The following is a 25645-nucleotide window of genomic DNA, read 5'->3' on the forward strand; positions in this document are numbered from 1 at the left end:
AAATCGGCACCAATTGCCTACGCGAGCGGCAAACTAACGGATTGGATGGCGGCGACAACCCCCAATCTTGCGAGCCGCGAAGCGATGGAGATGAAAACGGAGCGTGCGATCCTGACGTCCAACCCGAAAAACCCGCCGCGGCCGCGGGGCGCCGCCGGCCTGCACACCACGGCCGCGCGCCTGCGGCATGGCAATTCCGCAGCCGTGTTCTTCCTGCAATGGCTGCGTGCGCCCAGCCGCATGGGGGCAGTCGTGCCGTCGAGCCGGCGGCTCGCCGACGCCATGGCCCGACAGATTCCGCCCGATGCGCGGCATGACGCGGCGCCGATCGTCGAACTCGGCGGCGGTACGGGCAGCATCACCCGCGGCATTCTCGATTCCGGCATTCCGCCGCATCGGCTGATCGTGCTCGAGCGCGATCCGAGCCTGGCCGACCTGCTCGCGAAGCGCTTCCATGGCGTCACGATCCTGTGCGGCGATGCGCGCGAGCTCACGGCGCTGCTCGCCGACCGCGGCATCACGCGCGTCGCCGCTGTGGTTTCGGGCCTGCCGCTGCTGTTGTTCCCCGACGACGCGCGCCGCGCCGTGGTCGACGGCTGCTTCGCGCTGCTGCCGCCCGGCCGGCCGCTCATCCAGTTCACCTATGGCTTCAACGCGCCGCTGCCGGCCCACGAGCATCACCTGCATGCGCGCCGCGTCGCCCGCGTCATCCGCAACGTGCCGCCGGCCTTTGTCTGGACCTTCAAGAAGGCTGCCTAGCGCAGCCTCGACGGTTCACTCCATCTGGTGGAGCGCCAGGAGCCGCTGATAGTCGCCGTCGGCCTGCATGCGGGCGAGGCCGGCGTCGAAGGCGGCGACCAGGCGTTCCGCATCAGGCCGGGTGCGCGAAAAGGCGACATAGAGCGGCTGCTCCGAGAGCACGCCGCGGGTCAGGCTTAGGAGCGGCGCCAGTTCCGGCGCCCGGCTATGGATGATGAAGCGGAGCGTCAGCTCGTCGTCGAGCGTGAGATCGATGCGTCGCGCCGCGACCATGCGCAGGTTCAGCACGATGTCGGCGACCGCCGTCCGCTGGAACAGCGGCGAGGTCAGGAAATCGGGCGTATAGGCATAGCCGGAAACCGTGCCGACCGTGAGCCCGCGCAAATCATCCAGCGAGTGGAATTCGAACGGTGAGCTCACCGGCTTGACGAACACGAGCCGGCTGAGCGCGATCGGCTGGCTGAACAGCAGGGTCCGGCCGCGCGCCTCGGTGTACCAGGCCGATGGCAGGATGTCGAAGGTGCCGGTCTCCGTCCCTTGGAGCGCCCGGACCCAGGGCATGATCGTGACCGAGACGTCGTAGCCGGCCCGGCTCATGATCCGGGCCGTCAGGTCGTTGGCAAAGCCGTCGCCCGGCAGGCTCGCGTCGGAATAGGGCGCGTAATTCTCGCACGCCGCGATCGTGACCATGTCGGCCCGGGCGATGCCGGCCACGAACGCTGCCAGCAGGGCGAGGCAGGCCGACAAGAGACGGAACGGCAATGTCATCCGGGCGACGGCTTTCTTCTGGCGGTTGCGCCCGGCGAGTTTTGCGCGCCATCAATGAACGAAAGATGTTCAAGCCCTCCGTTCAGGGGCATTCGTCAGTCCGTCGCCGTTCCGTCCGCCACCAGGCTGCCTGGCGGCGCCGCGGCGGGCAGCCAGCGGTGATAGATCCGCGCGAAGGTGCCGTCGGCCTTCATGCCGTCCAGCGCATGCTGGCACCGTTCGACGACTTCATCGGGCGTGTCGCGCGACAGGGCCAGGAATTGGCTGGCCTCGGCGATCTCCAGGACCGGCCGGAACCCGGACGACGGCACCTCGGCCGCACGGCTGCTCATCTCGAGCGTGACGTCGTCGAGCGCCACCGCCTGGACATGGCCGCTCATCAGCAGCTTCAGCGATGCCACCGGATTGGACGTGAGCTGCAGATTGGCGAAGCCCTCGCCTTGCAACATCTGCTGCAAATACCATTCGCGCGGGACGGCGATGCCGTCGAGCTTGCGCGCATCCTGCAGATCCTTCGGCCGGATCTCCGCCGTGTTCAGCACGTAGAGCGAACCCCGGGTCGCGGAGATCGGGCCGACCCATTTGAAGAGCGGCTCGCGCTCCGCGGTACGCGTCGTGACGAACAGGCCGACGAGCGCCTGGGTGGTGGCATAGCTGTAGCCGCGCGCCCAGGGTACCACTTCGATACTGGCCTCGAGGCCGCTGCGGCGCAGGATTTCCGTGACGACGTCCGTGCCGAGGCCGGCCGGCCTGCCGTTATCGGAGAAGGTGATCGGCGGGTATTCCTCGGTATAGAAGCGCAAGGCCGGCGCAGTGCCCGATGCCGCAGCCACTGCGGACAGGCCCCCAGGCGCGCCTGCGAGGCCGAGCCATAGGCCCAAAATGGCCAGACGCCACACGTGTCGCCGCATCCCCGTCGTCTCCCCCAGCGGCGCCATCGATCACTCCGCCATTGGGGCAAGCTAACATGGGGCTTCACGTAGAAGGCGTTAACGATTGGCCGCAATCGGCAGGGTGGCGGTGACCAGGCTCGGATCTTCCGGATGTGCCTGGACGGTAAAGCCGACACGCCGGACCAGGTCGATCATGCCGGTATTGTCGCGGAGGATGGCGCCCCAGACCTCGTTGAGGCCACGCGTCCGGGAATAGTCGATGATGAGGTCCATGAGCGCGCGGCCGAGGCCGCGACCCTGCCAGTCGCTGCGCACCGTGACCGCGAATTCCGCGCGCTCGTTGTCCGGATCGGCGGCGATGCGCACGACGCCGTAGCCGTCGTCCCCTTGACCGGCCTCCGGCGGCGGCACGGCCACGAACGCCATCTCGCGGTCGTAGTCGATCTGGGTGAGGCGCGCCAGCAACTGGGCCGGCAGCGCCTTCATGGCGGCGAAGAAGCGGTGCTGGATGTCCTCGGGCCGCATCCGCTCGAAACTCCGCTCGAAGGCGGGTGCGTCCTCGGGCTTGACCGGGCGGATGAGGAGCGGCGTGCCGTCCGCGAGCGCGATGCGCCGTTCGAGCTGGGACGGATAGGGCAGGATGGCGAAAGGCGCGCGCCGGCCGAGCCGGATGCGCGCGTCGAGCGCCATGATGCCATGGGCGTCCGCCAACAGCGGATTGATGTCGATCTCGACGAGCTCGGGCAGGTCCGACGCCATCTGCGACAGCTTGACCAGGCTCAAGGCGATGGCATCGACATTGGCGGCCGGCACGTTGCGGAAGCCCGCGAGCCGGCGGGCGACGCGGGTCGACTGGATGAGATCGCGCGCCAGCATCATGTCGAGCGGGGCGAGCGCCAGCGCCTTGTCGCCGATCACTTCGACCGCCGTGCCCCCGCGACCGAACAGCAGCACCGGCCCGAAGGTCGGGTCGGACGCGAGCCCGACGATGAGCTCGATCGCATCGGGCCGCGTCACCATCTCCTGCACCGCGAAGCCGTCGATGCGGATGTCGGGCTTGGCGGCGCGGATGCGCGCCAGCATGGCCTGGGCGGCGGCGGCGGCCGCATCCGGTGTCGCGAGGTCGAGCGCCACGCCGCCCATGTCCGACTTGTGCACGATGTCGGGCGACATGATCTTGACCGCGACCGGCCGGCCGATCTCACGCGCGGCGTCCGCCACCCGATCCGCGTCCGGCACGCGCCGGACGGTTGCGACCGGAATGCCGTAGGCGGCGAGCAGCGCTTTCGAATCGGCTTCGTCCAGCCACTCGTGCCCGGTCCCATTTGGCCCGCCCGCAGCGGCGCCGGCGACGATGCCGCGTGCGGCCTGGAGGGCCGGGGAGAAATCCGCCGGGATCGCCGGCGGCACGCGCACGAGCAAGCGCTGGTTGCGCCGGAATTCCCTCAAGTGCATGAAACCGGTGACCGCACGCTCCGGCGTTTCGTAGCTGGGCAGACCGGCGGTGGCGAAACGGGCGCGCGCCTTGCGCGCCGCCCCTTCGCCCAGCCAATTGACTATGACCTTGGCCTGGGCCCGGCTGCCGTGGCGGGCGAGCGTTGCGATCACTGCCTCGGCGGCCTCGAGCGTGGTCGTAACCGCCTGCGGGCAGTTCAGCACCAGGCAGGCGTCGGTCTGCGGGTCGGCCAGCAGGATGTCGAGCGCCGCCGCATAGCGCGGACCGTCGGCGTCGCCCAAGATGTCGACCGGGTTGCCGCGCGACCAGGTGCGCGGCAGGATCTGGTCGAGTGCCGCCAGCGTGTCGGGCGACAGCTCTGCGAGCGAGCCGCCTGCGTCGATGAGCGCATCGGTCGCGAGCACGCCGACGCCACCGCCGTTGGTCAGGATGGTCAGGCGATCGCCCGAGATCCGGCGCCCATGGCTCAGGGTCTCGAGGGCCGAGAACATCTCGTCGAGCGAGGAGACCCTGAGCATGCCGGCACGGCGGAACGCCGCGTCATAGACCGCGTCCGCGCCGGCGAGGGCGCCCGTGTGCGAGGCTGCGGCCTGAGCGCTTGCCCGGTAGCGCCCGGCCTTGAGGATGATCACCGGCTTGGTGCGCGCGGCGGAGCGTGCCGCCGACATGAACTTGCGTGCCTCGGTCACGCCCTCGACATAGGCCAGGATCGCGCGCACCTGACAGTCGCGTGCCAGGTAGTCGAGCATGTCGCCGACGTCGACATCGGCCATGTCGCCGAGCGAGACCATATGGCTGAAGCCGATGCCGCGGCTGGTCGCCCAGTCGATGAGCGTGGTCGCGATGGCGCCCGACTGGGTCAGGCACGCGACGTCGCCGGTGAGCGGCGTGATATGCGAGAAGGTGGCGTTGAGCCCGATGCCCGGCACCGCGACGCCGAGGCAGTTCGGCCCGACCACGCGCAGGAGATAGGGCTTGGCCGCGTCGAGCATTGCCTGGCGGAGCTGGGCGCCCTCTTCGGTGCCGCGGCCGAAGTCCGCACTCAATACGATCGCGGCGCGGCAGCCGCGGGCGCCCAGTTCCTCGATCAGGGCGGGTACACCCTTGGCCGGCGTCGCGATGACGGCGAGGTCCGGCACGACCGGCAGGTGCGCCACGTCCGGATAGCAGAGCACGCTCTCGACTGCCGTGTGGCGTGGATTGACCGGCATGATCGGGCCGTTGAAGCCGCTGCGCAGCAGGTTGCGCGCGACGACGGCGCCGATGGAATGCGGCCGGTCGCTGGCGCCGATGAGCGCCACCGAGCGCGGCTCGAACAGGCGGGCAAGATTGCGGATCGTCATGGGCGCGGGCTCTCTCGGGCGAGGCGGCAAAGGCCAATGGACCTACGGCAGGATAGGCGGCTCGCGTCTCGACTTCCATCGCCTCGACTTCCATCGCGGCTTCCGTCTAACCTATCGAAAGAACGGAGAAGGGCGGACGATGGCCGAAGGAATCGAGCGTCTGCGCCGGTGCATCGCCGGCTTCACCCGGCTGGTCGAGGCCAGGCTCACGGAGGAGCGCTTGCTGGACGAGGGCAGGCGGCTGCTGGGCGAGCTGATTGCGGTCGACGATTGGCTGCCCGACGCCTGCGCTGTGCCCGATCCCGAGCGTTACCAGCAATATCTGCTCTATTGCGACCCGCTCGAACGCTTCTCCATGGTGAGCTTCGTCTGGGGCCCGGGGCAGTCGACGCCGATTCATGACCACACGGTCTGGGGCCTGATCGGCATGCTGCGCGGCGCCGAGCTCTCCCATGGCTGGGATCTGGCGACACGCTGCCGGACAGGCACCACGCGGCTCGAGCCTGGCATGGTCGATGCCGTCTCGCCCAGCATCGGCGACGTGCACCAGGTCGAGAACGCCCTCGCGGACCGGGTCTCGATCAGCATTCACGTCTACGGCGCCAACATCGGCGCGGTCGCGCGCCACGTCTATCGCGAGAGCGGCGAGACCGTGCCGTTCGTCTCGGGCTACGTCAACACGGTGCTGCCCAATCTCTGGGACCGGTCGGCGGCGGTGCGGGCGACACTTCCGGCGCGAGCGTGAGCGCCTGCCGAGGCGCGGCATGACGGCACCCATCTATCTCGACCATCACGCGACCACGCCGCTCGATCCGCGCGTGCTCGACGCCATGCTGCCCTGGTTCAAGGAAGGGTTCGGCAACCCGCATTCGGTCGACCATGCCTACGGCTGGGCGGCCGAGGAGGCGGTCGAGGCGGCGCGGCGCCAGGTCGCGGCCCTCATCGGTGCCGAGCCGCGCGAGATCGTCTTCACCTCGGGTGCCACCGAGGCGAACAACCTGGCGCTGAGGGGTGTGGCGCCGGGCCTTGCCAAGGCCGGGCGCTTCGGCATCCTCGCGTCGCCGCTCGAGCATCCCTGCGTCAATGCCTGCCTCGAGGCGCTTGCGGCCGACGGCTTCGCGGTTCGGTTCCTTCCGGTCGGGCCGGCGGGCGTGGTCGATCCGGCCGAGGTCGCGGCGAGGCTCGGGCCGGATGTGGGGCTCGTCACCGTGATGGCGGCCAACCATGAGATCGGCACGCTGCAGCCGATCGACGAGATCGGCCGGCTGGCGCGCGCGGCGGGTGCGCTCTTCCATGTCGACGCCGCCCAGGCGGCCGGCAAGATCCCGCTTTCCATGCGCGAGATCGACCTCATGACGCTTTCGGCGCACAAGCTCTACGGCCCGAAGGGCGTCGGCGCGCTCGCGGTGCGCCGGGCGGTCCGGCCGCGGGTCCGGCCGCTGATCCTGGGCGGCGGCCAGGAGCAGGGGCTGCGGTCCGGCACCGTGCCGGCGCCGCTCGTCGTCGGGCTCGGCGCCGCGGCGGCGCTTGCCGCGGCCGAGATGGGCGCCGAGGCGGTCCGCCTGGTGGCACACCGCGATCGCCTGCTCGCGCAGTTGCGGACGGCCGGCCTGCCCATCCGACTGCACGGCGATCCGGCGCGCCGATTGCCCGGCAACATCAATTTCCGGGTCGAGGGGCTCGATGCCGACGCGATCATCGCGCGGGTGCGCGACCGGGTCGCGATCTCGACCGGCGCTGCCTGCGCGTCGGCCGAGCGCACGCCGTCGACCGTGCTCCGTGCGATTGGCCTCGACGAGACGGCAGCGCTGGGCGCACTCCGCATCGGGCTTGGTCGCTCGACCGGCGAGCCGGATGTCGATGCGGCGGCGGCGGCACTCATCGAGGCCTGCCGGGAGCTCTGTCGCGAAATGGGCGCTTGAGGTAGGTTCCGCCCATGGTCATCAAGCAACTGGTCTATCTGCTGGCGCTTGCCCGCGAACGGCATTTCGGCCTCGCGGCCGAGCGCAGCCACATCAGCCAGCCGACGCTGTCCGCCGCCATCCGCCAGCTCGAGGATGAGCTGCAGGTGCCGATCGTCGAACGTGGCAACCGCTTCATCGGCTTCACGCCCGAGGGCGAGCGGGTGCTGGAATATGCCCGGCGCATCGTCGCCGACTGCGACGCGCTCCGGCAGGACCTGTCGGAGATGCGCCAGGGCCTGACGGGGCACTTGAGGATCGGCGTCGTGCCGTCCGCACTGCCGATCGTCTCGCGCATCACCGGGCCGTTCGCGGTCAGCCACCCGCGCGTGTCGGTCACGATCATGTCGCTGACCTCGATCGAGATTCAGAAGCAGATCGACGAATTCGTGCTCGACGTGGGTCTGACATATCTCGACAACGAGCCGGTCTCGCGGATGCGCACGCTGCCGCTCTATCGCGAGCATTACATCCTGCTGACGCCGGCGGGAGGGCCGTTCGCCGGGCGCCAAAGTGCCACCTGGGCCGAGGCGGCGTCGGTGCCGCTCTGCCTCCTGAGCCCGGACATGCAGAACCGCCGGATCGTCGACAAGATCTTCCAGTCGGTCGGCCAGACGCCGCAGCCGACGCTCGAGACCAACTCGATCGTGACCCTGTGCCTGCACGTGAGCGCCGGCCAGCTGTCGAGCGTCATGCCCCATACATTGCTCGACATGCCGGGCCTGCCCGACGGTACGATCGCGGTCGAGCTTACCCGGCCCGAAGTCTCCTACACCCTGGGCTTCGTCATGCCCGACCGCGAGCCGGCCCAGCCGCTCGCCCGCGCACTGTTCGCGCTGGCCCCGACGCTCGGCCTTGCCGAGGCCATGCAATGGCCGCTCCGCCAATACGGATAGAGGAAAGATGGAAGCGACCGAAGTTTCCGACCATATCGCCGAAGCGGGCAGCCATCACGGCCATGCCGACCACGCGGTGAACGATACGACCTTCCGCAAGCGGGTCGGCCTGTTCATCAGCGTGCTGGCCGTGCTGCTCGCCATCACCGGGACCGGCAGCACCAACGCGATGAAGGCGACGATCAACGCCAATATCGAGCGGTCCGACGCCTGGAACTTCTACCAGGCACGCAACATCCGCGAGACCGCGACCAAGCTTGCAGAGGACCAGCTCGAACTGACGCTCGCCGGCCGGCCCGACCTGCCCGATGCGGCACGCACGGCGATCGGTGCCCGGATCGACGCCTATCGCCAGGCGATCCAGCACTACGAGAGTGATCCCACGAGCGGCGGCAAGACCGAGCTCAAGGCCGAAGCCGAGGCGGCCGAGGCGCGCCGTGACCTGGCGCAGGCGCGCGGCGAGAGCTTCGAGATCGCGGAAGCCCTGCTGCAGATCGCGATCGTGCTGGCGTCCACCTGCATCCTGACCGCGTCCCGCCAGCTGCTGCTCGTCTCCGTCCTGTTCGCGGCCGGCGGCCTGTTCCTGTCGGCGAACGGCTTCCTGCAGTTCTTCGATTGGCCTTTAGGATGAGACGATGGTCGGACGACCGGGTCGTCATTGGAACGTAGTTGCTTCTTCACGTTTCAGTCGGACGTGTGCGCAGCTAGGCTTGACGCTACCATGGTAGTGATTCGGACGGTTCTCCCGCAGGTGCACAGGCGGCTTTTCGCTATCGCAAAATAGGAAAAAACGAATGGAACATCCTGCTGCGCTTAGCAAATAGTGAGCGGTGGTAACGATTTGCTAGCGGGCCCAAGGCAATTATTCGTGAGATTACCGAGGGCTGCGTGGGAGGACAGGCATGGCGCATTCCGCGCCCTTCGACCCGGCGACCGCCCGGGAAGTGATTGATGGTCTGAAGCATCTTCCGGGTGCCACCCTGCCGATCCTTCACGCCCTCCAGGATCGCTTCGGCTATGTCGATCCGGCGGCGGTGCCGCTCATCGCCGATGCGCTCAATCTCTCCCGCGCCGAGATCCACGGCGTTATTGGCTTCTATCACGAATTCCGCGGCAAGCCGGCCGGGGCTCATGTCATCCAGCTCTGCCGCGCCGAGGCTTGCCAGTCGATGGGCTGCCGCGATCTTCAGCGCCATGCCGAGGAGCGCCTGGGCGTCGCGATGGGCGGCACGCGCGCCGATGGTGCAGCCACGCTGGACGCGGTCTATTGCCTCGGCAATTGCGCGCTCTCGCCCGCGGTGATGATCGACGGCACGCTCCACGGCCGCGTCGATGCCGCGCGTTTCGACGCGCTTGTTGCCGAGCTGCCCGCATTCCGCGGAGGCCGGCGATGAGCGTGCGCGTGTTCGTGCCGATCGATGCGGCCGCGCTTTCGGTCGGCGCTCAGCAGGTGGCGGATGCCGTCGCGGCGGAGGCGGCGCGGCGCGGCCTTGCCATAACGCTCGTCCGCAACGGCTCGCGAGGTCTTTTCTGGCTGGAGCCGCTCGTCGAGGTCGAAACACCGGCTGGCCGCGTTGCCTACGGCCCGGTCGCGGCCGCGGACGTGCCGGGCCTGTTCGACGCGGACTTCCTCGCGGGTGGCGCCCATGCGCTGACGCTCGGGCCGACCGAGGAGATCGAGTACCTCAAGCGCCAGGAGCGCCTGACCTTCGTCCGCTGCGGCATCGTCGATCCGCTGTCGGTCGACGACTACCGTGCCCATGGCGGCTGGAAGGGGCTCGAGACGGCGCTCAAGCTTTCAGGCGCCGAGATCGTCGAGCAGGTGACCCAGTCCGGCCTGCGCGGCCGCGGCGGCGCCGGCTTCCCGACCGGCATCAAGTGGCGCACCGTGCTGAACGCGCCGGCCGCCCAGAAATATGTCGTGTGCAATGCCGACGAGGGCGACAGCGGCACCTTCGCCGACCGCATGCTGATGGAGGGCGACCCGTTCTCGCTGATCGAGGGCATGGCGATCGCCGGCGTCGCGGTCGGCGCCACCGAGGGCTACGTCTATATCCGCTCCGAATATCCGCACGCGTTCCGGACCTTCTCGCGCGCGATCGAGCTCGCCGAGGCCGCAGGGTTCCTCGGCGCCTCGGTCATGGGCTCGGGCAAGGCGTTCCGCCTCGAGGCACGCCTCGGCGCCGGTGCCTATATCTGCGGCGAGGAGACCTCGCTCTTGGAAAGCCTCGAAGGCAAGCGCGGGCTCGTGCGCTTCAAGCCGCCGCTGCCGGCGATCCAAGGGCTGTTCGGCAAGCCGACCATCGTCAACAACCTGGTGTCGCTCGCGACCGTGCCGGTCATCTTCGAGAAGGGCTGGGAATTCTATCGCGACTTCGGCATGGGCCGCTCGCGCGGCACGCTGCCGATCCAGCTCGCCGGCAACGTCAAGCGCGGCGGGCTCGTCGAGCGCGCGTTCGGCATCACGCTCCGGGAGCTGATCGAGGACTATGGCGGGGGCACGGCGTCGGGCCGGCCGTTCCGCGCGGTCCAGGTCGGTGGGCCTCTGGGCGCCTACTTCCCCGAGAGCCTGCTCGACACGCCGCTCGACTATGAGGCCTTCACGGCGGTCAAAGGCATGGTCGGCCATGGCGGCGTCGTGGTGTTCGACGACCGGGTCGATTTGGCGGAGCAAGCGCGCTTCGCCATGGAGTTCTGCGCCATCGAAAGCTGCGGCAAATGCACGCCCTGCCGCATCGGCTCGACCCGCGGCGTCGAGGTGATCGAGCGGATCATCGCTGGCCAGGACCGGGCGAAGAACCTCGAGCTGCTCGACGACCTCTGCACGCTGATGCTCGACGGCTCGCTCTGTGCCTTGGGCGGCTTGACGCCTTATCCGGTGCTGAGCGCGCTCCAGCATTTCCCTGACGATTTCGACCGTCCGGTTGCTGCGCCTCCGGCGCGCGCGGCGGAATAGGAGGACCCATGTCGCTCATTCACGAGACCGACTACGGCACGCCGCCGAGCCTGGCGAGCGAGATGGTCACGCTCGAGATCGATGGCATTGCCGTCACCGTGCCGGCCGGCACGTCCGTCATGCGGGCGGCGAGCGAGATCGGCACGCAGGTGCCGAAGCTCTGTGCCACCGACAGCCTGGAGCCGTTCGGCTCGTGCCGGCTCTGCCTGGTCGAGATCGAAGGCCGGCGCGGCACGCCCGCCTCCTGCACCACGCCGGTCGAGCCGGGCATGAAGGTCAAGACCCAGACCAATCGGCTGGCGAAGCTCCGGCGCGGCGTGATGGAGCTCTATATCTCCGACCATCCGCTCGACTGCCTGACCTGCGCCGCCAACGGCGATTGCGAGCTGCAGGACATGGCCGGCGTCGTGGGGCTGCGCGAGGTGCGCTATGGCTACGACGGCGCCAACCATCTCGCGGCCGAGAAGGACACGTCCAACCCCTATTTCACGTTCGATCCGGCGAAATGCATCGTCTGCTCGCGCTGCGTCAGGGCGTGCGAGGAGGTGCAGGGCACGTTCGCGCTCACCATCGACGGGCGTGGCTTCGCCTCGGCCGTGTCGCCGGGCGGAACGGACTTCCTCGCGTCCGAATGCGTCTCGTGCGGCGCCTGCGTCCAGGCCTGCCCGACCGCGACGCTCATGGAAAACTCGGTGATCGAGGCGGGCCAGGCCGAGCACAGCGTGATCACGACCTGCGCCTATTGCGGCGTCGGCTGCGGCTTCAAGGCCGAGATGCGCGGCACCGAGGTCGTGCGCATGATGCCGTGGAAGGACGGCCAGGCAAACCACGGCCATTCCTGCGTCAAGGGCCGCTTCGCCTGGGGCTATGCCACCCACAAGGAGCGCATCCTGAAGCCGATGATCCGTGCCAAGATTACCGACCCGTGGCGCGAGGTCAGCTGGGAGGAGGCGATCGCCTACGCCGCGTCCGAGTTCAAGCGCATCCAGGCGAAATACGGCCAGGATTCGATCGGCGGCATCACCTCCTCGCGCTGCACGAACGAAGAGACCTATCTGGTGCAGAAGCTGGTCCGCGCCGGCTTCGGCAACAACAACGTCGACACGTGCGCGCGCGTCTGCCACTCGCCGACCGGCTACGGCCTCAGCACGACCTTCGGCACCTCGGCCGGCACCCAGGATTTCGACTCGGTCATGCAGGCCGACGTCATCCTGGTGATCGGCGCCAACCCGACCGACGCTCATCCGGTGTTCGGCAGCCGCATGAAGAAGCGGCTGCGCGAGGGCGCCCGCCTCATCGTCGCCGACCCGCGCCGGATCGACCTGGTGCGCACGCCCCATGTCGAGGCGGACTATCACCTGCAATTGAAGCCCGGCGCGAACGTGGCGCTCATCAACGCCATGGCCCATGTCGTCGTGGCCGAGGGCCTGGTCGCCGAGGATTACGTGGCCGAGCGCTGCGACCCGGTCGAGTTCGCCCGCTGGCGCGCCTTCATTGCCGAGCAGCGTCATTCGCCTGAGGCGGTTGAGGCCATCACCGGCGTGCCGGCGGCTGACGTGCGGGCTGCCACCCGGCTCTATGCGACCGGCGGCAATGCCGCGATCTACTACGGCCTTGGCGTCACGGAGCACAGCCAGGGCTCGACCATGGTCATGGGTATGGCGAATCTGGCCATGGCGACCGGGAACGTTGGCCGCGAAGGCGTCGGCGTCAATCCGCTCCGCGGCCAGAACAACGTGCAGGGCTCGTGCGACATGGGCTCGTTCCCGCACGAGTTCACCGGCTATCGCCATGTCTCGAACGACGCGGTGCGTGAGAGCTTCGAGGCGGTCTGGAACGTGACGCTCCGCGGCGAGCCGGGCCTGCGCATCCCCAACATGCTCGACGCCGCGGTCGACGGCACGTTCAAGGGCCTCTACATCCAGGGCGAGGACATCGCCCAGTCGGACCCGGACATCACCCATGTCACGGCCGGCTTGGCCGCGATGGAATGCGTCGTCGTCCAGGACCTGTTCCTCAACGAGACGGCGAGCTTCGCCCATGTGTTCCTGCCCGGCTCGTCGTTCCTCGAGAAGGACGGCACCTTCACCAACGCCGAGCGCCGCATCAGCATGGTGCGGCAAGCGCTGCCGCCGATGGCGGTCTATGCCGACTGGGAAGTGACGATGCTGCTGTCGAACGCGCTCGGCTATCCCATGGACTACAAGCACCCGTCCGAGATCATGGACGAGATCGCGCGGCTCACGCCGACCTTCGCCGGCGTGTCGTTCGAGAAGATCGAGCGCCTGGGCAGCGTGCAATGGCCGTGCAACGACAAGGCGCCCGAGGGCACGCCGACCATGCATGTCGGCGGCTTCGTGCGCGGCAAGGGCAGGTTCGCGATCACCGAGTTCGTGCCGACCGACGAGCGCACGTCGGCGCGCTTCCCTTTGATCCTGACGACCGGCCGCATTCTCTCGCAATACAATGTCGGCGCGCAGACCCGGCGGACCGAGAATGTCGTCTGGCACGAGGAGGACCTGCTCGAGATCCATCCGTTCGACGCGGAGCATCGCGGCATCGCGGATGGCGACTGGGTGTCGCTGGTGAGCCGGGCCGGCGAGACCAGCCTCCGCGCGAAGATCAGCGACCGGATGCAGCCAGGCGTGGTATATACGACGTTCCACAATCCCGAGACTGCGGCGAACGTTGTGACGACCGACTACTCCGACTGGGCGACCAACTGCCCAGAGTACAAGGTGACGGCGGTGCAGGTGCGGCTGACCAACCATCGGTCCGGCTGGCAGGACCGCTACGCGGCGATGCGCGAGGAGACGACACGCGTCACCGATCCCGTGGCGGCGGAATGAATGAGTGACGGAATGAGCGTGGCAAAATGAGTCCGGCATGAAGCAGGCGGCTCGTTCGGCGCAGCTTCCTCCTTCCGACGGTCCAGGCGTCGTCGAGCGCGAGGCTTGGCGGCTGGGTGCGACGACTGAGCCGATCCCGGTGCGGCTGATCGAGGAAGTGCCGGTCGCTCTCGTGTTCAACGGTGTCAGCCACGCGGTCATGCTGGCAAGCCCCTGTGATCTCGCCGATTTCGCGCTGGGCTTCGCGCTCAGTGAAAGCATCATCGCGTCGGCCGACGAACTGCTGGACTTGGAAGTCGTGCCCATTGGCGAGGGGATGGAGGTGCGCCTCACCATCACCCAGCGCCGGTTCGCGGGCTTGAAGGATCGGCGGCGGGCGCTCATCGGGCGCACCGGTTGCGGCCTGTGTGGGGTCGAGAGCCTCGACGACGCCATGCGGCCGCTGCCGCGGCTCGAGGATCGGACGATGTTGTCCTTGAAGGCGATCCGGCGCGCGCTCGACGGGCTCGAGCCGCGGCAGCGGCTCAACCGGCTGGCCGGCGCCGTCCATGCCGCCGCCTGGGCCGGCTGGGACGGGCAGATTGTCCATCTGGCCGAAGACGTCGGCCGGCACAACGCGTTCGACAAGGTCATCGGCGCCATGGCGGCCCGTCCCGGCGGCCGGCCGCCCGGTTTTGCCGTGCTGACCAGCCGCCTCAGCTACGAGCTGGTGCAGAAGGCGGCCACGACCGGCATTTCGGCGCTGGTCGCGATTTCCGCGCCGACGGCACTTGCGGTCGAGGCGGCCGAGCGGGCCGGCCTCTGCCTCGTGGCTCTCGCCCGCGCCGATTCGGTCACGGTCTATGCCGGCGCCGACCGGATTGCCGATCTCAAAGAGGTTTCCTGATGCAAAAGGATCGGATGATCCACAATGCCAACCAGATCGCGACCTATTTCGCGGCCTATCCGCACGACGAAGCGGTGGCCGGGGTCGCCGACCATCTGAAGCACTTCTGGGAGCCGCGCATGCTGGCCCAGATCAAGGCCCATGTCGCCGCCGGCGGCGAGGGGCTGCACGATCTGGTCCGGCCGGCGGTCGAGCGATTGTCGTAATAGGGCGGCGGTAGGGGGACCGCCGTTCGAAGAAAATTCGGAGGATAACCGCGACGCGAAACCCCTAGGTGGTTCGCGCATTTCATAGGGAGAGCGAGGGGCAGATGAGTTCCTTTTTGGACCGCGCGCATACGGTCGCGCCACCGGGCTACAACCGGTTCATGGTGCCTCCCGCGGCACTCGCGGTGCACCTTTCGATCGGGCAGGCTTATGCCTTCTCGACCTTCAACCTGCCGCTAAGCAAGCTTATCGGCATCACCGCCTCGGCGCCGGACGATTGGAACCTGGCGCAGCTGGGCTGGACCTTCTCGATCGCGATCGTCTTTCTCGGCGTTTCCGCCGCCGTGTTCGGCCGCTGGGTCGAGAATGTCGGGCCGCGCCGGGCGATGTTCACGGCCGCGTGCTGCTTCGGCGGCGGCTTCCTCGTCTCCGCCCTCGGCGTCCAGATCCATCAGCTCTGGCTGCTCTATCTGGGATACGGCGTGCTCGGCGGCTGCGGCCTCGGCATCGGCTACATCTCGCCGGTCTCGACCCTGATCAAATGGTTCCCCGACCGGCCCGGCATGGCGACCGGCATGGCGATCATGGGCTTCGGCGGCGGGGCGATGATCGCGGCGCCGATGTCCGTGTTCCTGATGAACTATTTCAAGACCGCGACCTCGAACGGCGTGGTCGGCGCCTTCGTCGTCATGGGCATCGTCTATTTCTGCTTCATGATGATCGGCGTCTATGCCGTCCGCGTGCCGGCCGACGGCTGGAAGCCTGAAGGCTGGGTGGCACCGGCCGCGGCGAGGAGGCTGGTGACGACCAACCACGTCCATGTCGACGTGGCGTGGCGCACGCGGCAATTCTGGCTGCTCTGGGTCGTGCTGTGCATGAACGTGACCGCCGGCATCGGCGTGCTCGGCCAAGCCTCGCCGATGATCCAGGAGATGTTCGGCAGCCGGGTCACTGCCGCCTCCGCGGCCGGGTTCGTCGGCCTCTTGAGCATCTTCAACATGGCCGGCCGGTTCTTCTGGGCCTCGACGTCGGACTATCTCGGCCGGCGCAACACCTACATGGTGTTCTTCCTCCTGGGCATTGCGCTCTACGCCCTGGTGCCGACCACCGGCCAGATCGGCTCGATCACCCTGTTCGTGGCGGCCTTCGCCATCATCCTGTCGATGTACGGCGGCGGCTTCGCGACCATTCCGGCCTACCTGCGCGACGTGTTCGGCACCATGCATGTCGGTGCCATCCACGGCCGCCTCTTGACGGCCTGGTCGGCGGCGGGCGTGCTGGGGCCGGTGCTGGTGAACTATATCCGCCAGTACCAGATCGAGGCGGGTGTGCCCAAGGCTCAGGCCTATTCGATCACCATGTACATCATGTGCGCATTGCTGCTGGTGGGATTCCTCGCCAACCTCGCGATGCGGGCGGTGGCGGAGCGGCATTATTACCGCGAAGCCGCGGCGCATTCCTGAGCCAGGGGAGGAAACCATGACCACTCGTCTCGTCGTGCTCTGGCTCGCCGTCGGCATTCCGCTCATCTGGGGGGTCGAGAAGACCCTGGAGAATGCGCTGAAGCTGTTCCAATGACCTAGAAGGCCGGCCCGTCTCTCGAGACGCCATCTCTCGGGATGGGCCGGTCTCTGTTTCAATCCTGGTCGCGAGACGGGGTGTGATACTCTTGGTCGGCGATTCGCGCCCAGGGAGTATCGAGGCCGTGACCAGACTGCTGACGCTCGGCCAATGTGCTGAGCGGGGGCTTCAGATCGAGGTGCTGTGCACCGGCTGCCTCCGGCGCAAGACCGTGTCGGCCGGTACGCTGCTGGCCAAGTTCGGCCCCGACATCGTGCCGCCCAACCTCAACGGCCGGCTCAAATGCGCCGTCTGCTCCTCGAACCGCTGCCAGGTGCGGGCGCTTGCCCCTTAGGTATCAACGTGGTTTTAGGTATCAACGTGGTTCCAGGCGCTTCGCCATATGGACGATGCGCCGGCCGTCCGGCGTCGCCTCCCGCCCGGTCTCGACATAGCCCAGCCGCTGGTAGAGCGCGATGTTCTTCGCCATCAGCACATGGGTATAGAGCCGGACCTCTGATCGGCCGCGCCGTACCGTCTCCGCTTCGGCAAAACCCATCAGCGCGCGGCCGATGCCCTGCCCGTGGCATTCCGGCGCGACCGCCACGCTCCAGATCAGGAGATGGTCGGGCAAGGTCTCGATGACGAGTGCGCCCACCTCCGTGCCGTCGCCGCGGCGGACGAACCACGCCTCGTGGTCTTCGAGCAGTTGCCGGTAATCGGCCCGGTAGGGCAGGGGTTCGAGGCCCAGGACCGGCAGCCAGGGCGCGTAGGCCGCCCGCTGCAAGCGCGTCAGCCGGTCGATCTCCGCCGATCCGACCGGGCTCAAGTCTAGATCTTCGCCGATCCGCAGAATTTCCGCCGTCATCCGCCATGTCTCCATTCTGGCCCCTTGCCCGGCCGGACCGCCGCATCAGCGAGGGATGAAGCGCCCGACCGTTCCGTAGAATGGCCAAGGACAGCGGACTTCCGAAGCGAGAGGCATGCGGTGCGACGAGGATTCGGGACATTCTGGTTGCTTGCGCTCGGCCTGTCGATGATCGCGGGCGCGGTCATACTCGGAACCGAGGACGGAGCTGCCGCTGGCAATGTCGCCTCGGTCGCGATCGGCGCCCCGGCGCCGGATTTCTCGGCGCGCGACACCAAGGGCGCGCTCGTCCATCTTTCGGATTACCGCGGACGCGTCGTGGTGCTGGAATGGACCAACGATGCCTGCCCGTTCGTCGCCAAGCATTATCGCAGCGGCAACATGCAGGCGCTGCAGCGGACCTACACCGGCGAGGGCGTCGTGTGGCTCACGGTCGCGTCGTCGGCCGAGGGCGAGCCCGGCTACGTGACGCCGGCGGAGGCGGATCGCGACACCGCGGCCCGCGACGCTGCCCCGACTGCCGTGCTGCTCGATCCGGGCGGGACGGTCGGCCGGCTCTACGGCGCGCGGGCGACGCCGCACATGTTCGTCATCGACAAGGCCGGGCAGCTCGTCTATCGCGGGGCCATCGACGACATGCCGTCGACCAACCCGGCCGATGTCGCAATCGCCCATAACTACGTGAAGGCGGCGCTTGACGAGACGCTGGCGGGCCGGCCGGTCGCTGTGTCGGCGACCACTGCCTATGGCTGCTCGGTCAAATATGCGCCTCGCAGCTAGCCTGCTGCCGAAGGCGAAAAGCTCGCGTCTGCAACGGGGGCCGAGCGCCGGCGCTCGACCCCAGGTGTGTTTCCTATGCAACGGAAGCTCGGGCGCCACGACGAGAGTCGAAGCACGAGGCAATAAAAGCGCGCCCAATTGTCTCAAAGCCGTGGTAAATATCGTAATGCGCGACGTGCGAGGTGCCGTCGCGTTGAAAGACGGCTGCCAACGCCCCTGCCCGGGGTGACGCGGTCGGCGCGAAGTAGTAGACTTCGGCAGCAGCAGAGAAACTGCCCTGCGGGAGAAGGGCGCGGAGCGAGGCTCCCGCCGCAATGGAGATGAGTAAGCGACATGAGCAAGGGCAGGGATTTCCGGCAGCCGCGGCGGCGCGGGTTCGATGATGATATGCCGCAGCCTTACGACGCGCGACCGCCGGCACGCCCGGCGTCGCGTCCGTTCGGCGGTCCGTCGTCGTTCGATAGCACCCCCGCGGGTCCGGTGGTCGAGGCGACGGTGAAGTGGTTCAACCCTGAGAAGGGTTTCGGTTTTGCGGAGCTGGCCGACGGGTCGGGCGACGCGTTCCTGCACATCGGCGCGTTGCAGGCGGCCGGGCATGACGCGGTGGCGCCGGCCTCGAAGCTCAAGGTCCAGGTCGGCCAGGGCGCCAAGGGCATGCAGATCACGCGCGTGATCGAGGTCGACGAGAGCACGGCCCAGGCACAGCCGCCGCGCAGCCCGCGTCCGGGCGGCTTCGGTGGCGGCGGCATGGGCGGCGGTCGTCCGCCGCGCTTCCAGCCGGATGCGTCTCAGGCGGTCTCGCTCGACGGCAGCGTCAAGTGGTTCAATCCGGAGAAGGGCTTCGGCTTCGTCGCGACCCAGGATGGCGGCAAGGACGTGTTCGTCCATATCTCCATCCTGTCCCAGGCGGGCATCTCGCATCTGGTCGAGGGCCAGGCCGTCTCGATGAAGGTCGTCGATACGCCGAAGGGCCGCGAGGCTCTGTCGATCTCGCTCGGGGACTGATCCTGAGGGAGTGATCTCCGGGGACCGATCCCCAGGGGCTGATTTCGGCGCCGGCGGATGGTGACGTCCGCCGGATGAAAATGACAGATGGGACCGCATGTTGCCCTGCCGGGCGGCATGCGGTCTTTGCCGTTTGTCCGATCGAAACTCGGCGAAGGACCGCCGGCGGCGCAAGCTGAGAGAGACGGAACCCGCAGGAGTTGCTAGGCTTGCCGTTATGCGCGCGCAAGGCCGAGGCACGATGGGTGGTTCACGCCACGCAGGATCGATGGCGCAAGCCTCGATCCTGCTGTGCGCGCTGCTGCTCTGCATCATCCTCCTGGCCTTCGACGCGGCGATCGTGCTGCGGGCCCGAGCGATCGAGCGCGGCGAAGGCTTTACTAGCGTCCGTAACCTGGCCCAGGCCTTGTCGCAGCATGCCGAGCGTACGCTCGAGACGGCGGACCTGGCCTTGGCGGGGATTGCCCAGCGGATCAAGGACAACGGGCTGCCGCCCGAATCTTTGCCGCATCTCGACGAGATCCTGGCGAGTCGGATCCAGCTCGCGCCGCAGATCCGCGAGCTGGTGCTGATCGGTCCGGACGGTCATTGGCTCGCGGCCTCGCTGCCGGCCGTGCGCACCGAAATCAACAATTCCGATCGCGACTATTTCGTCCGCCTGCGCGATCATCCGGAACTCGGGACCTACATCTCGGAGCCGCTGTACAGCCGTGCTTCCGGCCGGCTGACCATCATCATGGCGCGCCGGGTCGAAGGGCCGGACGGGGCGTTCGCGGGTGTGCTGGCAGCGGCGCTCGACGGCGACCAGTTCCAATCGTTCTACAAGAATTTCGACGTCGGCCGCGACGGCACGATCTCGCTCATCCGGCTCGACGGCGTGGCGCTCATCCGGCACCCGTTCCGCGCCGACCTGCTGGGGCGCACCGACGCGGGCGAGCTCGTGCTCAAGCGGGAACTGCCGAAGGCGCCGGCCGGCGAATACGAAAGCCCGGGGCGCTACGACAAGATTGCCCGGTTCAAGGCCTATCGCCGGCTCGACGCCTATCCGCTGGTCATGGTCGTCGGATTGTCCCAACGGGAATGGATGGCGGCCTGGCGCCGGGACACGATCGAGCAGACCACCGTCGTCGTTCTGGTCGATGTCGCGATCCTGCTGTTCGCCTGGTTCCTCCATCGCCAGACGCGCCGCCGCGCCATGGCCGAGGCGCGCTTTGCCGACTGGGCCGAGGCGTCGACCGACTGGTTCTGGGAATGCGATGCCGAGCACCGCATCACCTACATGTCGGACGGACTGCGGCGCATCGGCTACGATCCGGCCAGCGTGATCGGGCGGGACCGCACCGCGCTCGTCAAATTCAGCCCGGACCTGGTGCCGGGCGCGGTCAAGGATCATCTCGACACGATCGCCGCCCATCGGCCGTTCCGCGACTTCACCTATCGGCTGGCCGAGGCCGATGGCCGCGAGGTCTTCATCTCGGTCAGCGGCAAGCCGCATCTCGATCGCGATGGCCGGTTCCTGGGATACCGCGGCACGGGGCGCGATGTGACCGGGGAGATCCTGGCGGCGCGCGCCCGGGCCCGCGAGGCAGAGGTGCTGGCGACAACGCTCATGACCATTCCGGACGGGATCGAGGTGCTCGATCCGGACCTGCGGCTGATCCACGCCAACGAGCGCCTGTTCGAGATCCTGGGGCTGCCGCGCGACAAGATCCTCGCAGCGGCAGAGCCGGCGATGGAATTGCGCCGGATGCTGATCCGGCGCGGCGATTTCGGTCCGGGCGATCCGGACCGGATCGAGGCCGACCATATCCGGCGCATGCGCTCGGAAGGGCCGGCGGTCCGCGAGCAGCAGCTCACGAACGGCACGTGGATCGAAGTGCGGCGCAACCCCATGAAGGACGATCTCGGCTTCGTCGTGCTCGTGCGCGATGTCACCGAGCGCCGCGCGCGCGAGTTCGAGCTCGAGCGGCAGCGCGCCCAGTCCGAGCGGCAGGCGGCCGAACTCACGGCGACGGCGGCCGACCTGCGCGCGGCGCGCGAGGTGGCCGACGCGGCGAATGCCGCCAAGAGCGACTTCCTCGCCAGGATGAGCCACGAGATCCGCACGCCGATGAACGGCGTCATCGGCATGAACGCGCTGCTGTTGTCGACCGCCCTCGATGCCGAGCAGCGTCGCTTCGCCGAAGCGGTCGGGGCCTCGGCCGAGGCGCTGCTCACCGTCATCAACGACATTCTCGACCTCTCGAAGCTCGAGGCCGGCAAGCTCGAGCTCGAGACGATCGATTTCGACCTGGAGGCCCTGGTTGGCGATGCGGTCGAACTGATGGCGCCGCGCGCCTATGACAAACGCATCGAGCTGGCCATGCTGGTCGACACTGGGGCGGCCCGCGCGTTTCGCGGCGACCCGACCCGGCTGCGGCAGATCCTGCTGAACTTCCTGTCCAACGCGGTCAAGTTCACGGCTGAAGGCTTCGTCTCGGTCGAAGTGACGGCGCTCGGCCGCAATCGGATCCGGGTCGAGGTCGCAGATACCGGGATCGGCCTCGACGAGCAGGGCAAGCGCCGGCTGTTCGAGAAATTCGCCCAGGCCGACGACACGATCACCCGACGCTTCGGCGGCACGGGCCTTGGCCTCAACATCGCCAAGCAGCTGGTCGAGCTGATGGGTGGAACGCTCGGCGTCGAGGACCGTCCGGGTGGCGGCACGCTCTTCTGGTTCGAGGTGTCGCTTGCCGCGGCCCGCGGGGTCCAGGCGGCCCGCGCCATCGGCGCGACATTGATCGGGCGGCGGCTCCTCGTCGTCGACGACCTGCCGATCAACCGCCTGATTCTCGCGCGGCAACTGACGGGGGGTGGCGCCGAGGTGGTCGAGGCCGAGGACGGTCCGGCGGCGCTGGCGGCGATCGCCGCGGCCGAGGCGGCTGGCCGGCGGTTCGATCTGGCACTGGTCGACGAGCTGATGCCGGACATGGATGGGCCGACGCTCGCCGGGCGCATTCGCGCCACGCCCGAGGGATGTTCGATGAGCATGGTGCTGGTCTCCTCGGTCGGGACCCCGCTCAAGGCCGACCGCGCCGCGTCGGCCGGGTTCGACGCGTTCCTGACCAAGCCGGTCCGCCACCAGACCCTCGTCGAGACGATCGATCGGGTGCTGGGGCCGGTTGCCGCGCCGGAGCAGGCCGGTGCGGTGACGGCGGAGCCGTCGGTCGCCGGCGTCGGGCCGCGTGTGCTGATTGCCGAGGACAACGTGATCAATCAGGAGATTGCGGAGACGATCCTGCGCGGCGCCGGCTATCGCGTCGATCTGGCGAACAATGGGCGCGAGGCGGTCGAGGCCGTTGCGCGCGAGCCCTATGATCTCGTGCTGATGGATGTCCAGATGCCGGGTGTCGACGGTCTGCAGGCGACCCGCGAGATTCGCGCCATGGCGGGCGCCGCCGGCAAGGTGCCGATCGTGGCGGTCACCGCCAACGCGATGCTGGGCGATCGGGAGACCTGCCTCGCCGCCGGCATGAATGACTACGTCTCGAAACCGTTCGAGCCCGATACGCTGCTCGCGGCCGTCGAGCGATGGATCTCCGACACCGTGACCGAGGTCGCATTGCCGGGCGATACGGTCGAGGCGGGATGGCTCGACGTCGGCCATCTCGACCGCTTGTCGGCCATGATGTCCAAGGTGCGCTTCGCCGTCATCGTCGAAACCTTTCTCGGATCCGTCCTGGCGCAGCTCGTCGAGTTCGCGAGCCTGGCCCGCGCCGCTGACCTGCAGGCGCTCGCGCGGGCCGCCCATGAGATGAAGGGCACGTCCGGCAATCTCGGCGTCCGCGAGATGGAGCGTCTGTCGTCCGAGCTGGAGCGCGCCGCGCGGGCGGGAGATCGCGCGGTGGTCCGGCACCTGCTCGCCGCGTTCGAGGCCACGGCCGCATCGAGCATGGCGGCGCTCGACGCCTATCTCCGCAGCCGTTCCGTCGAGGCTCATCCTGTCGGGAACCATTCTGTTGGGTCGGGGCTCAAGCAAAGGACCGACGCATGAGCCCCGACCCAGTAGAAAGGGCCCCGACCGATCGCCGTCATAAGATCATCATGGCGGTCGACGATCAGGCCGAGACGCTGCTGCTGATCCAGAGCTTCGTCGAGAGTGCCGGCTACGCCTTCATCGGGGCGCGACGCGGCCGCGAGGCGGTGACGCTCACCGACCGCATGGTGCCGCGGCTGATCCTGCTCGACGTGCAGATGCCGCTCATCGATGGCTTTGAGACCTGTCGTCTGCTGCGGACGAACCCGGCGCTGAAGTCGGTGCCGATCGCGTTCCTGACGGCGCGCAAGACCGCCGAAGACGTGACCCAGGGCCTGAGCGCCGGCGGCAATGATTTCATCGTCAAGCCGTTCGATCCGGACAAGCTCCTGGAACGGATCGACTATTGGGTGAACCGCCGCAGCCGCTGAACCGGACGCACGGCGGCTCAGTCGAGGGCCGACGCCAGAAGCTCCAGGGCGGCCGCCGTGAAGGCGCGCATGTTGGCTGCCCGGTCGGCCGATCCCGTCTCGATCCGCCGTTCCTGGCTCGTCGGGCCGTCGATTGCCAAACAGGCGTGACCGGCCGGATCGCCGTAGCGATTGCCCGTGGGGCCGGAGGCGCCCGTCTCGGCCAGGCCCCAGGTCGCGCCGAACTTCTGACGGACCGTCCGGGCGAGGAGCGCCGCATAGGGCTCGGTCGCCGGCCGGATGCCGATGAGATCGTCGGGCGTGACGCCGAGCAGCGCCGCACGGGCGATGCCGGTATAGACGACGGCGCCGCCGAGGAAATAGGCCGAGGCGCCCGGGACCGCGAGCAGGGCCGCCGAGACCAGTCCGCCGGCTGAGGATTCCGCCACGGCGATTGTTTCGCCGCGCGCGATAAGCCGTGCCGCGACGCGGGCGGCGATGAGATCCAGGTCCGTCATTGATGCTCCCCTTCGATCGGCACGTGCGAAAATACAGCCCGGGCGTTGCGCTGTCTGCCGTAGCGGTCGAGGGGCGTGCGACCGCTATCCCCCGAGCCGGTGCGCGCGGTATTCCGCCTGCTCGTGCCAGGTCCGGCCGTCGTCGAGCGAGCGCTCGCCCAGCCAGCGAAAGGATTCCGGCGTAATCTCGCGGAAGCTCCAGCGCACCGGCACGCCGACGTCGGTCTTGCCGAGCTGGACGATGTCCGGGCCCTCGGCCCGGCCGATCTGGCGGGTATAGTACTGTCGGACCGGATCGCTCCACAGGATGTGCCACGCGTCGAGGCCGGGGTCGTAGATGCGCAAGGTCGTGCCGTAGAACACGCCCGGCAGGGCCCAGACATCCTGGATCGCCCGGCCTTCGAGCGCCCAGGCGAAGCGGATACGGCCGCGGCCGGTGCTGCGGCTGCCATCGTCGGCGGTGAGGATGGCATCCATCTCCCAGGCGCCGATGAACTGGCCGTAGAGGCCCATCTTGTCGGCGCGGTCCGCGGCCGGGCCGTTGGCGAACAAGAGATCGGCGAGCGAGAACGAAACGGCGTTCATGAGACTAGCTCCGTGATGGCGGTCGTCTCTTCCTAAGTCGTCCGCCGCGCCTCGCGCTTGGGAGAAATTGCTCAAGTGCGCATGACCGAATGCGCGCCATGCAAGCTCTGCGATTTCATTTCGGAGCAAATGATCCAAAACTATCCGCCAAGCCGGCGCTGATGCCGGCGCAGACGAAGAGGTGCACAGATGGTTCGGCGTAAATTCCTCGTCACCGGCGCCAGCAAGGGCATTGGCCTGGCTCTCTCGGAACGCCTGGCGGCCGAGGGGCATCATGTCGTCGGCATCGCCCGCGGTGCCGACGCGAGCTTTCCGGGCACGCTCGTCCAGCTCGATCTCGATGATCGGGCCGCAAGCGCTGCTGCGCTTGCCGAGCTGGCGGCGCGCCATGATTTCGACGGCGTCGTCAACAATGTCGGCCTGGCCCGGCTGCATGCCGTGGGCGCGATCGATCTTGCCGATGTCGACGACATCTTCCGCACGAACCTGCATCCGACGATCCAGACCGTGCAGGCGCTGTTGCCGGGCATGAAGGCGAGAGGCTGGGGCCGCATCGTCAATCTGTCGAGCCTGGTCTCGCTCGGCGCCATGAACCGGACGGCCTATGCGGCGGCCAAGGCGGCGGTGATCAGCATGACCCGGACCTGGGCGCTTGAGCTGGCCGAGACCGGCATCACCGTGAACGGCGTGGCACCAGGGCCGACCGAGACGGAGATGTTCCGCCGCAACACGTCCGTCGGCAGCGAGGCCGAGCGCCGCTTCCTGGCGCTGGTGCCGATGCGCCGCGTGGGCCAGCCGAACGAACTTGCGGCCGCGATCGCCTTCTTCCTCGCCGAGGACGCAGGCTTCGTCACCGGCCAGACGCTGTTCGTCGACGGCGGCGCCTCGATCGGCAAGGCGTCGCTCTGATAAACCGACCGGCAGGCTCGTG

General features: G+C 68.3%; 24 protein-coding genes. 18 read left to right on the plus strand and 6 right to left on the minus strand.

Annotated elements, in window-relative coordinates; translation table 11 throughout:
• The first annotated feature begins 90 nt into the window (after window positions 1-90).
• A complete protein-coding gene (locus IEY58_RS20835) occupies window positions 91-759 on the plus strand; it encodes a class I SAM-dependent methyltransferase (RefSeq protein ID WP_189049346.1) in 669 nt (222 codons plus the stop codon).
• Between the two features lie 15 nt (window positions 760-774).
• On the opposite strand, the gene IEY58_RS20840 is transcribed toward IEY58_RS20835, so the two are convergent.
• The 3 genes from IEY58_RS20840 to IEY58_RS20850 form a co-directional block, all read right to left on the minus strand.
• Complete coding sequence (locus IEY58_RS20840) at window positions 775-1527, minus strand: substrate-binding periplasmic protein (protein WP_189049348.1); 753 nt, start codon at window positions 1525-1527, stop codon at window positions 775-777.
• Between the two features lie 95 nt (window positions 1528-1622).
• On the minus strand, window positions 1623-2438 hold the full coding sequence (locus IEY58_RS20845) for a substrate-binding periplasmic protein (RefSeq protein WP_189049350.1): 816 nt from the start codon (window positions 2436-2438) through the stop codon (window positions 1623-1625).
• A 78-nt stretch (window positions 2439-2516) separates the two neighbouring features.
• Complete coding sequence (locus tag IEY58_RS20850) at window positions 2517-5219, minus strand: bifunctional acetate--CoA ligase family protein/GNAT family N-acetyltransferase (protein WP_189049352.1); 2703 nt, start codon at window positions 5217-5219, stop codon at window positions 2517-2519.
• Between the two features lie 139 nt (window positions 5220-5358).
• Here IEY58_RS20850 and IEY58_RS20855 point away from each other — a divergent pair, with 139 nt between their 5' ends.
• The 12 genes from IEY58_RS20855 to IEY58_RS20905 all read left to right on the plus strand — a co-directional run bounded on the left by IEY58_RS20855 (window position 5359) and on the right by IEY58_RS20905 (window position 16888).
• A complete protein-coding gene (locus IEY58_RS20855; protein ID WP_189049354.1) occupies window positions 5359-5964 on the plus strand; it encodes a cysteine dioxygenase family protein in 606 nt (201 codons plus the stop codon).
• 19 nt (window positions 5965-5983) lie between these two features.
• The gene (locus IEY58_RS20860; RefSeq protein WP_189049356.1) at window positions 5984-7141 is read left to right on the plus strand and encodes a cysteine desulfurase family protein; all 1158 of its coding nucleotides are present in this window, start codon (window positions 5984-5986) and stop codon (window positions 7139-7141) included.
• Window positions 7142-7155: 14 nt separating this feature from the next.
• A complete protein-coding gene (locus tag IEY58_RS20865; RefSeq protein WP_189049358.1) occupies window positions 7156-8076 on the plus strand; it encodes a LysR family transcriptional regulator in 921 nt (306 codons plus the stop codon).
• 7 nt (window positions 8077-8083) lie between these two features.
• Entirely contained in the window at window positions 8084-8707 is a 624-nt protein-coding gene (locus IEY58_RS20870; RefSeq protein ID WP_189049360.1) for a DUF4337 domain-containing protein, read from the plus strand.
• A 271-nt stretch (window positions 8708-8978) separates the two neighbouring features.
• The gene (locus IEY58_RS20875; RefSeq protein ID WP_189049361.1) at window positions 8979-9470 is read left to right on the plus strand and encodes a formate dehydrogenase subunit gamma; all 492 of its coding nucleotides are present in this window, start codon (window positions 8979-8981) and stop codon (window positions 9468-9470) included.
• On the plus strand, window positions 9467-11032 hold the full coding sequence (locus IEY58_RS20880; RefSeq protein ID WP_189049363.1) for a formate dehydrogenase beta subunit: 1566 nt from the start codon (window positions 9467-9469) through the stop codon (window positions 11030-11032). The genes IEY58_RS20875 and IEY58_RS20880 overlap by 4 nt, the downstream gene beginning before the upstream one ends.
• 8 nt (window positions 11033-11040) lie before the next feature.
• Window positions 11041-13881, plus strand: a complete 2841-nt coding sequence (gene fdhF, locus IEY58_RS20885) for a formate dehydrogenase subunit alpha (RefSeq protein ID WP_189049365.1) — start codon at window positions 11041-11043, stop codon at window positions 13879-13881.
• Window positions 13882-13918: 37 nt separating this feature from the next.
• Entirely contained in the window at window positions 13919-14767 is an 849-nt protein-coding gene (gene fdhD / locus IEY58_RS20890; RefSeq protein ID WP_189049367.1) for a formate dehydrogenase accessory sulfurtransferase FdhD, read from the plus strand.
• Window positions 14767-14973 (plus strand): formate dehydrogenase subunit delta, encoded by a 207-nt coding sequence (locus IEY58_RS20895; protein ID WP_189049369.1) that lies wholly within the window; start codon window positions 14767-14769, stop codon window positions 14971-14973. The genes fdhD and IEY58_RS20895 overlap by 1 nt, the downstream gene beginning before the upstream one ends.
• A 104-nt stretch (window positions 14974-15077) precedes the next feature.
• Window positions 15078-16436 (plus strand): L-lactate MFS transporter, encoded by a 1359-nt coding sequence (locus tag IEY58_RS20900; RefSeq protein WP_189049371.1) that lies wholly within the window; start codon window positions 15078-15080, stop codon window positions 16434-16436.
• A gap of 16 nt (window positions 16437-16452) precedes the next feature.
• A complete protein-coding gene (locus IEY58_RS34895) occupies window positions 16453-16551 on the plus strand; it encodes an MFS transporter small subunit (RefSeq protein ID WP_456057526.1) in 99 nt (32 codons plus the stop codon).
• A 127-nt stretch (window positions 16552-16678) separates the two neighbouring features.
• Complete coding sequence (locus IEY58_RS20905; RefSeq protein ID WP_189049373.1) at window positions 16679-16888, plus strand: hypothetical protein; 210 nt, start codon at window positions 16679-16681, stop codon at window positions 16886-16888.
• A gap of 21 nt (window positions 16889-16909) precedes the next feature.
• On the opposite strand, the gene IEY58_RS20910 is transcribed toward IEY58_RS20905, so the two are convergent.
• Entirely contained in the window at window positions 16910-17401 is a 492-nt protein-coding gene (locus tag IEY58_RS20910) for a GNAT family N-acetyltransferase (RefSeq protein ID WP_189049375.1), read from the minus strand.
• A 147-nt stretch (window positions 17402-17548) separates the two neighbouring features.
• Here IEY58_RS20910 and IEY58_RS20915 point away from each other — a divergent pair, with 147 nt between their 5' ends.
• The 4 genes from IEY58_RS20915 to IEY58_RS20930 all read left to right on the plus strand — a co-directional run bounded on the left by IEY58_RS20915 (window position 17549) and on the right by IEY58_RS20930 (window position 23632).
• The gene (locus IEY58_RS20915; RefSeq protein WP_229743848.1) at window positions 17549-18181 is read left to right on the plus strand and encodes a thioredoxin family protein; all 633 of its coding nucleotides are present in this window, start codon (window positions 17549-17551) and stop codon (window positions 18179-18181) included.
• A gap of 333 nt (window positions 18182-18514) precedes the next feature.
• Complete coding sequence (locus IEY58_RS34735; protein WP_189049377.1) at window positions 18515-19186, plus strand: cold-shock protein; 672 nt, start codon at window positions 18515-18517, stop codon at window positions 19184-19186.
• A 268-nt stretch (window positions 19187-19454) separates the two neighbouring features.
• A complete protein-coding gene (locus IEY58_RS20925; protein WP_189049379.1) occupies window positions 19455-23219 on the plus strand; it encodes a response regulator in 3765 nt (1254 codons plus the stop codon).
• A 50-nt stretch (window positions 23220-23269) separates the two neighbouring features.
• Window positions 23270-23632, plus strand: a complete 363-nt coding sequence (locus tag IEY58_RS20930) for a response regulator (RefSeq protein WP_189049381.1) — start codon at window positions 23270-23272, stop codon at window positions 23630-23632.
• A 17-nt stretch (window positions 23633-23649) separates the two neighbouring features.
• Here the strand turns inward: IEY58_RS20930 and IEY58_RS20935 are convergent, their stop codons facing one another.
• Window positions 23650-24129: a CinA family protein gene (locus IEY58_RS20935; protein ID WP_189049383.1), complete on the minus strand. Its 480-nt coding sequence runs from the start codon at window positions 24127-24129 to the stop codon at window positions 23650-23652.
• 84 nt (window positions 24130-24213) lie between these two features.
• Complete coding sequence (locus IEY58_RS20940; RefSeq protein ID WP_189049385.1) at window positions 24214-24714, minus strand: hypothetical protein; 501 nt, start codon at window positions 24712-24714, stop codon at window positions 24214-24216.
• A 189-nt stretch (window positions 24715-24903) separates the two neighbouring features.
• Between IEY58_RS20940 and IEY58_RS20945 the strand changes: the two genes are divergently transcribed.
• Window positions 24904-25623 (plus strand): SDR family oxidoreductase, encoded by a 720-nt coding sequence (locus IEY58_RS20945; protein ID WP_189049387.1) that lies wholly within the window; start codon window positions 24904-24906, stop codon window positions 25621-25623.
• The last annotated feature ends 22 nt before the right edge of the window (window positions 25624-25645 follow it).

The sequence above is a fragment of the Aliidongia dinghuensis genome (assembly GCF_014643535.1).
GTDB lineage: Bacteria > Pseudomonadota > Alphaproteobacteria > ATCC43930 > CGMCC-115725 > Aliidongia > Aliidongia dinghuensis.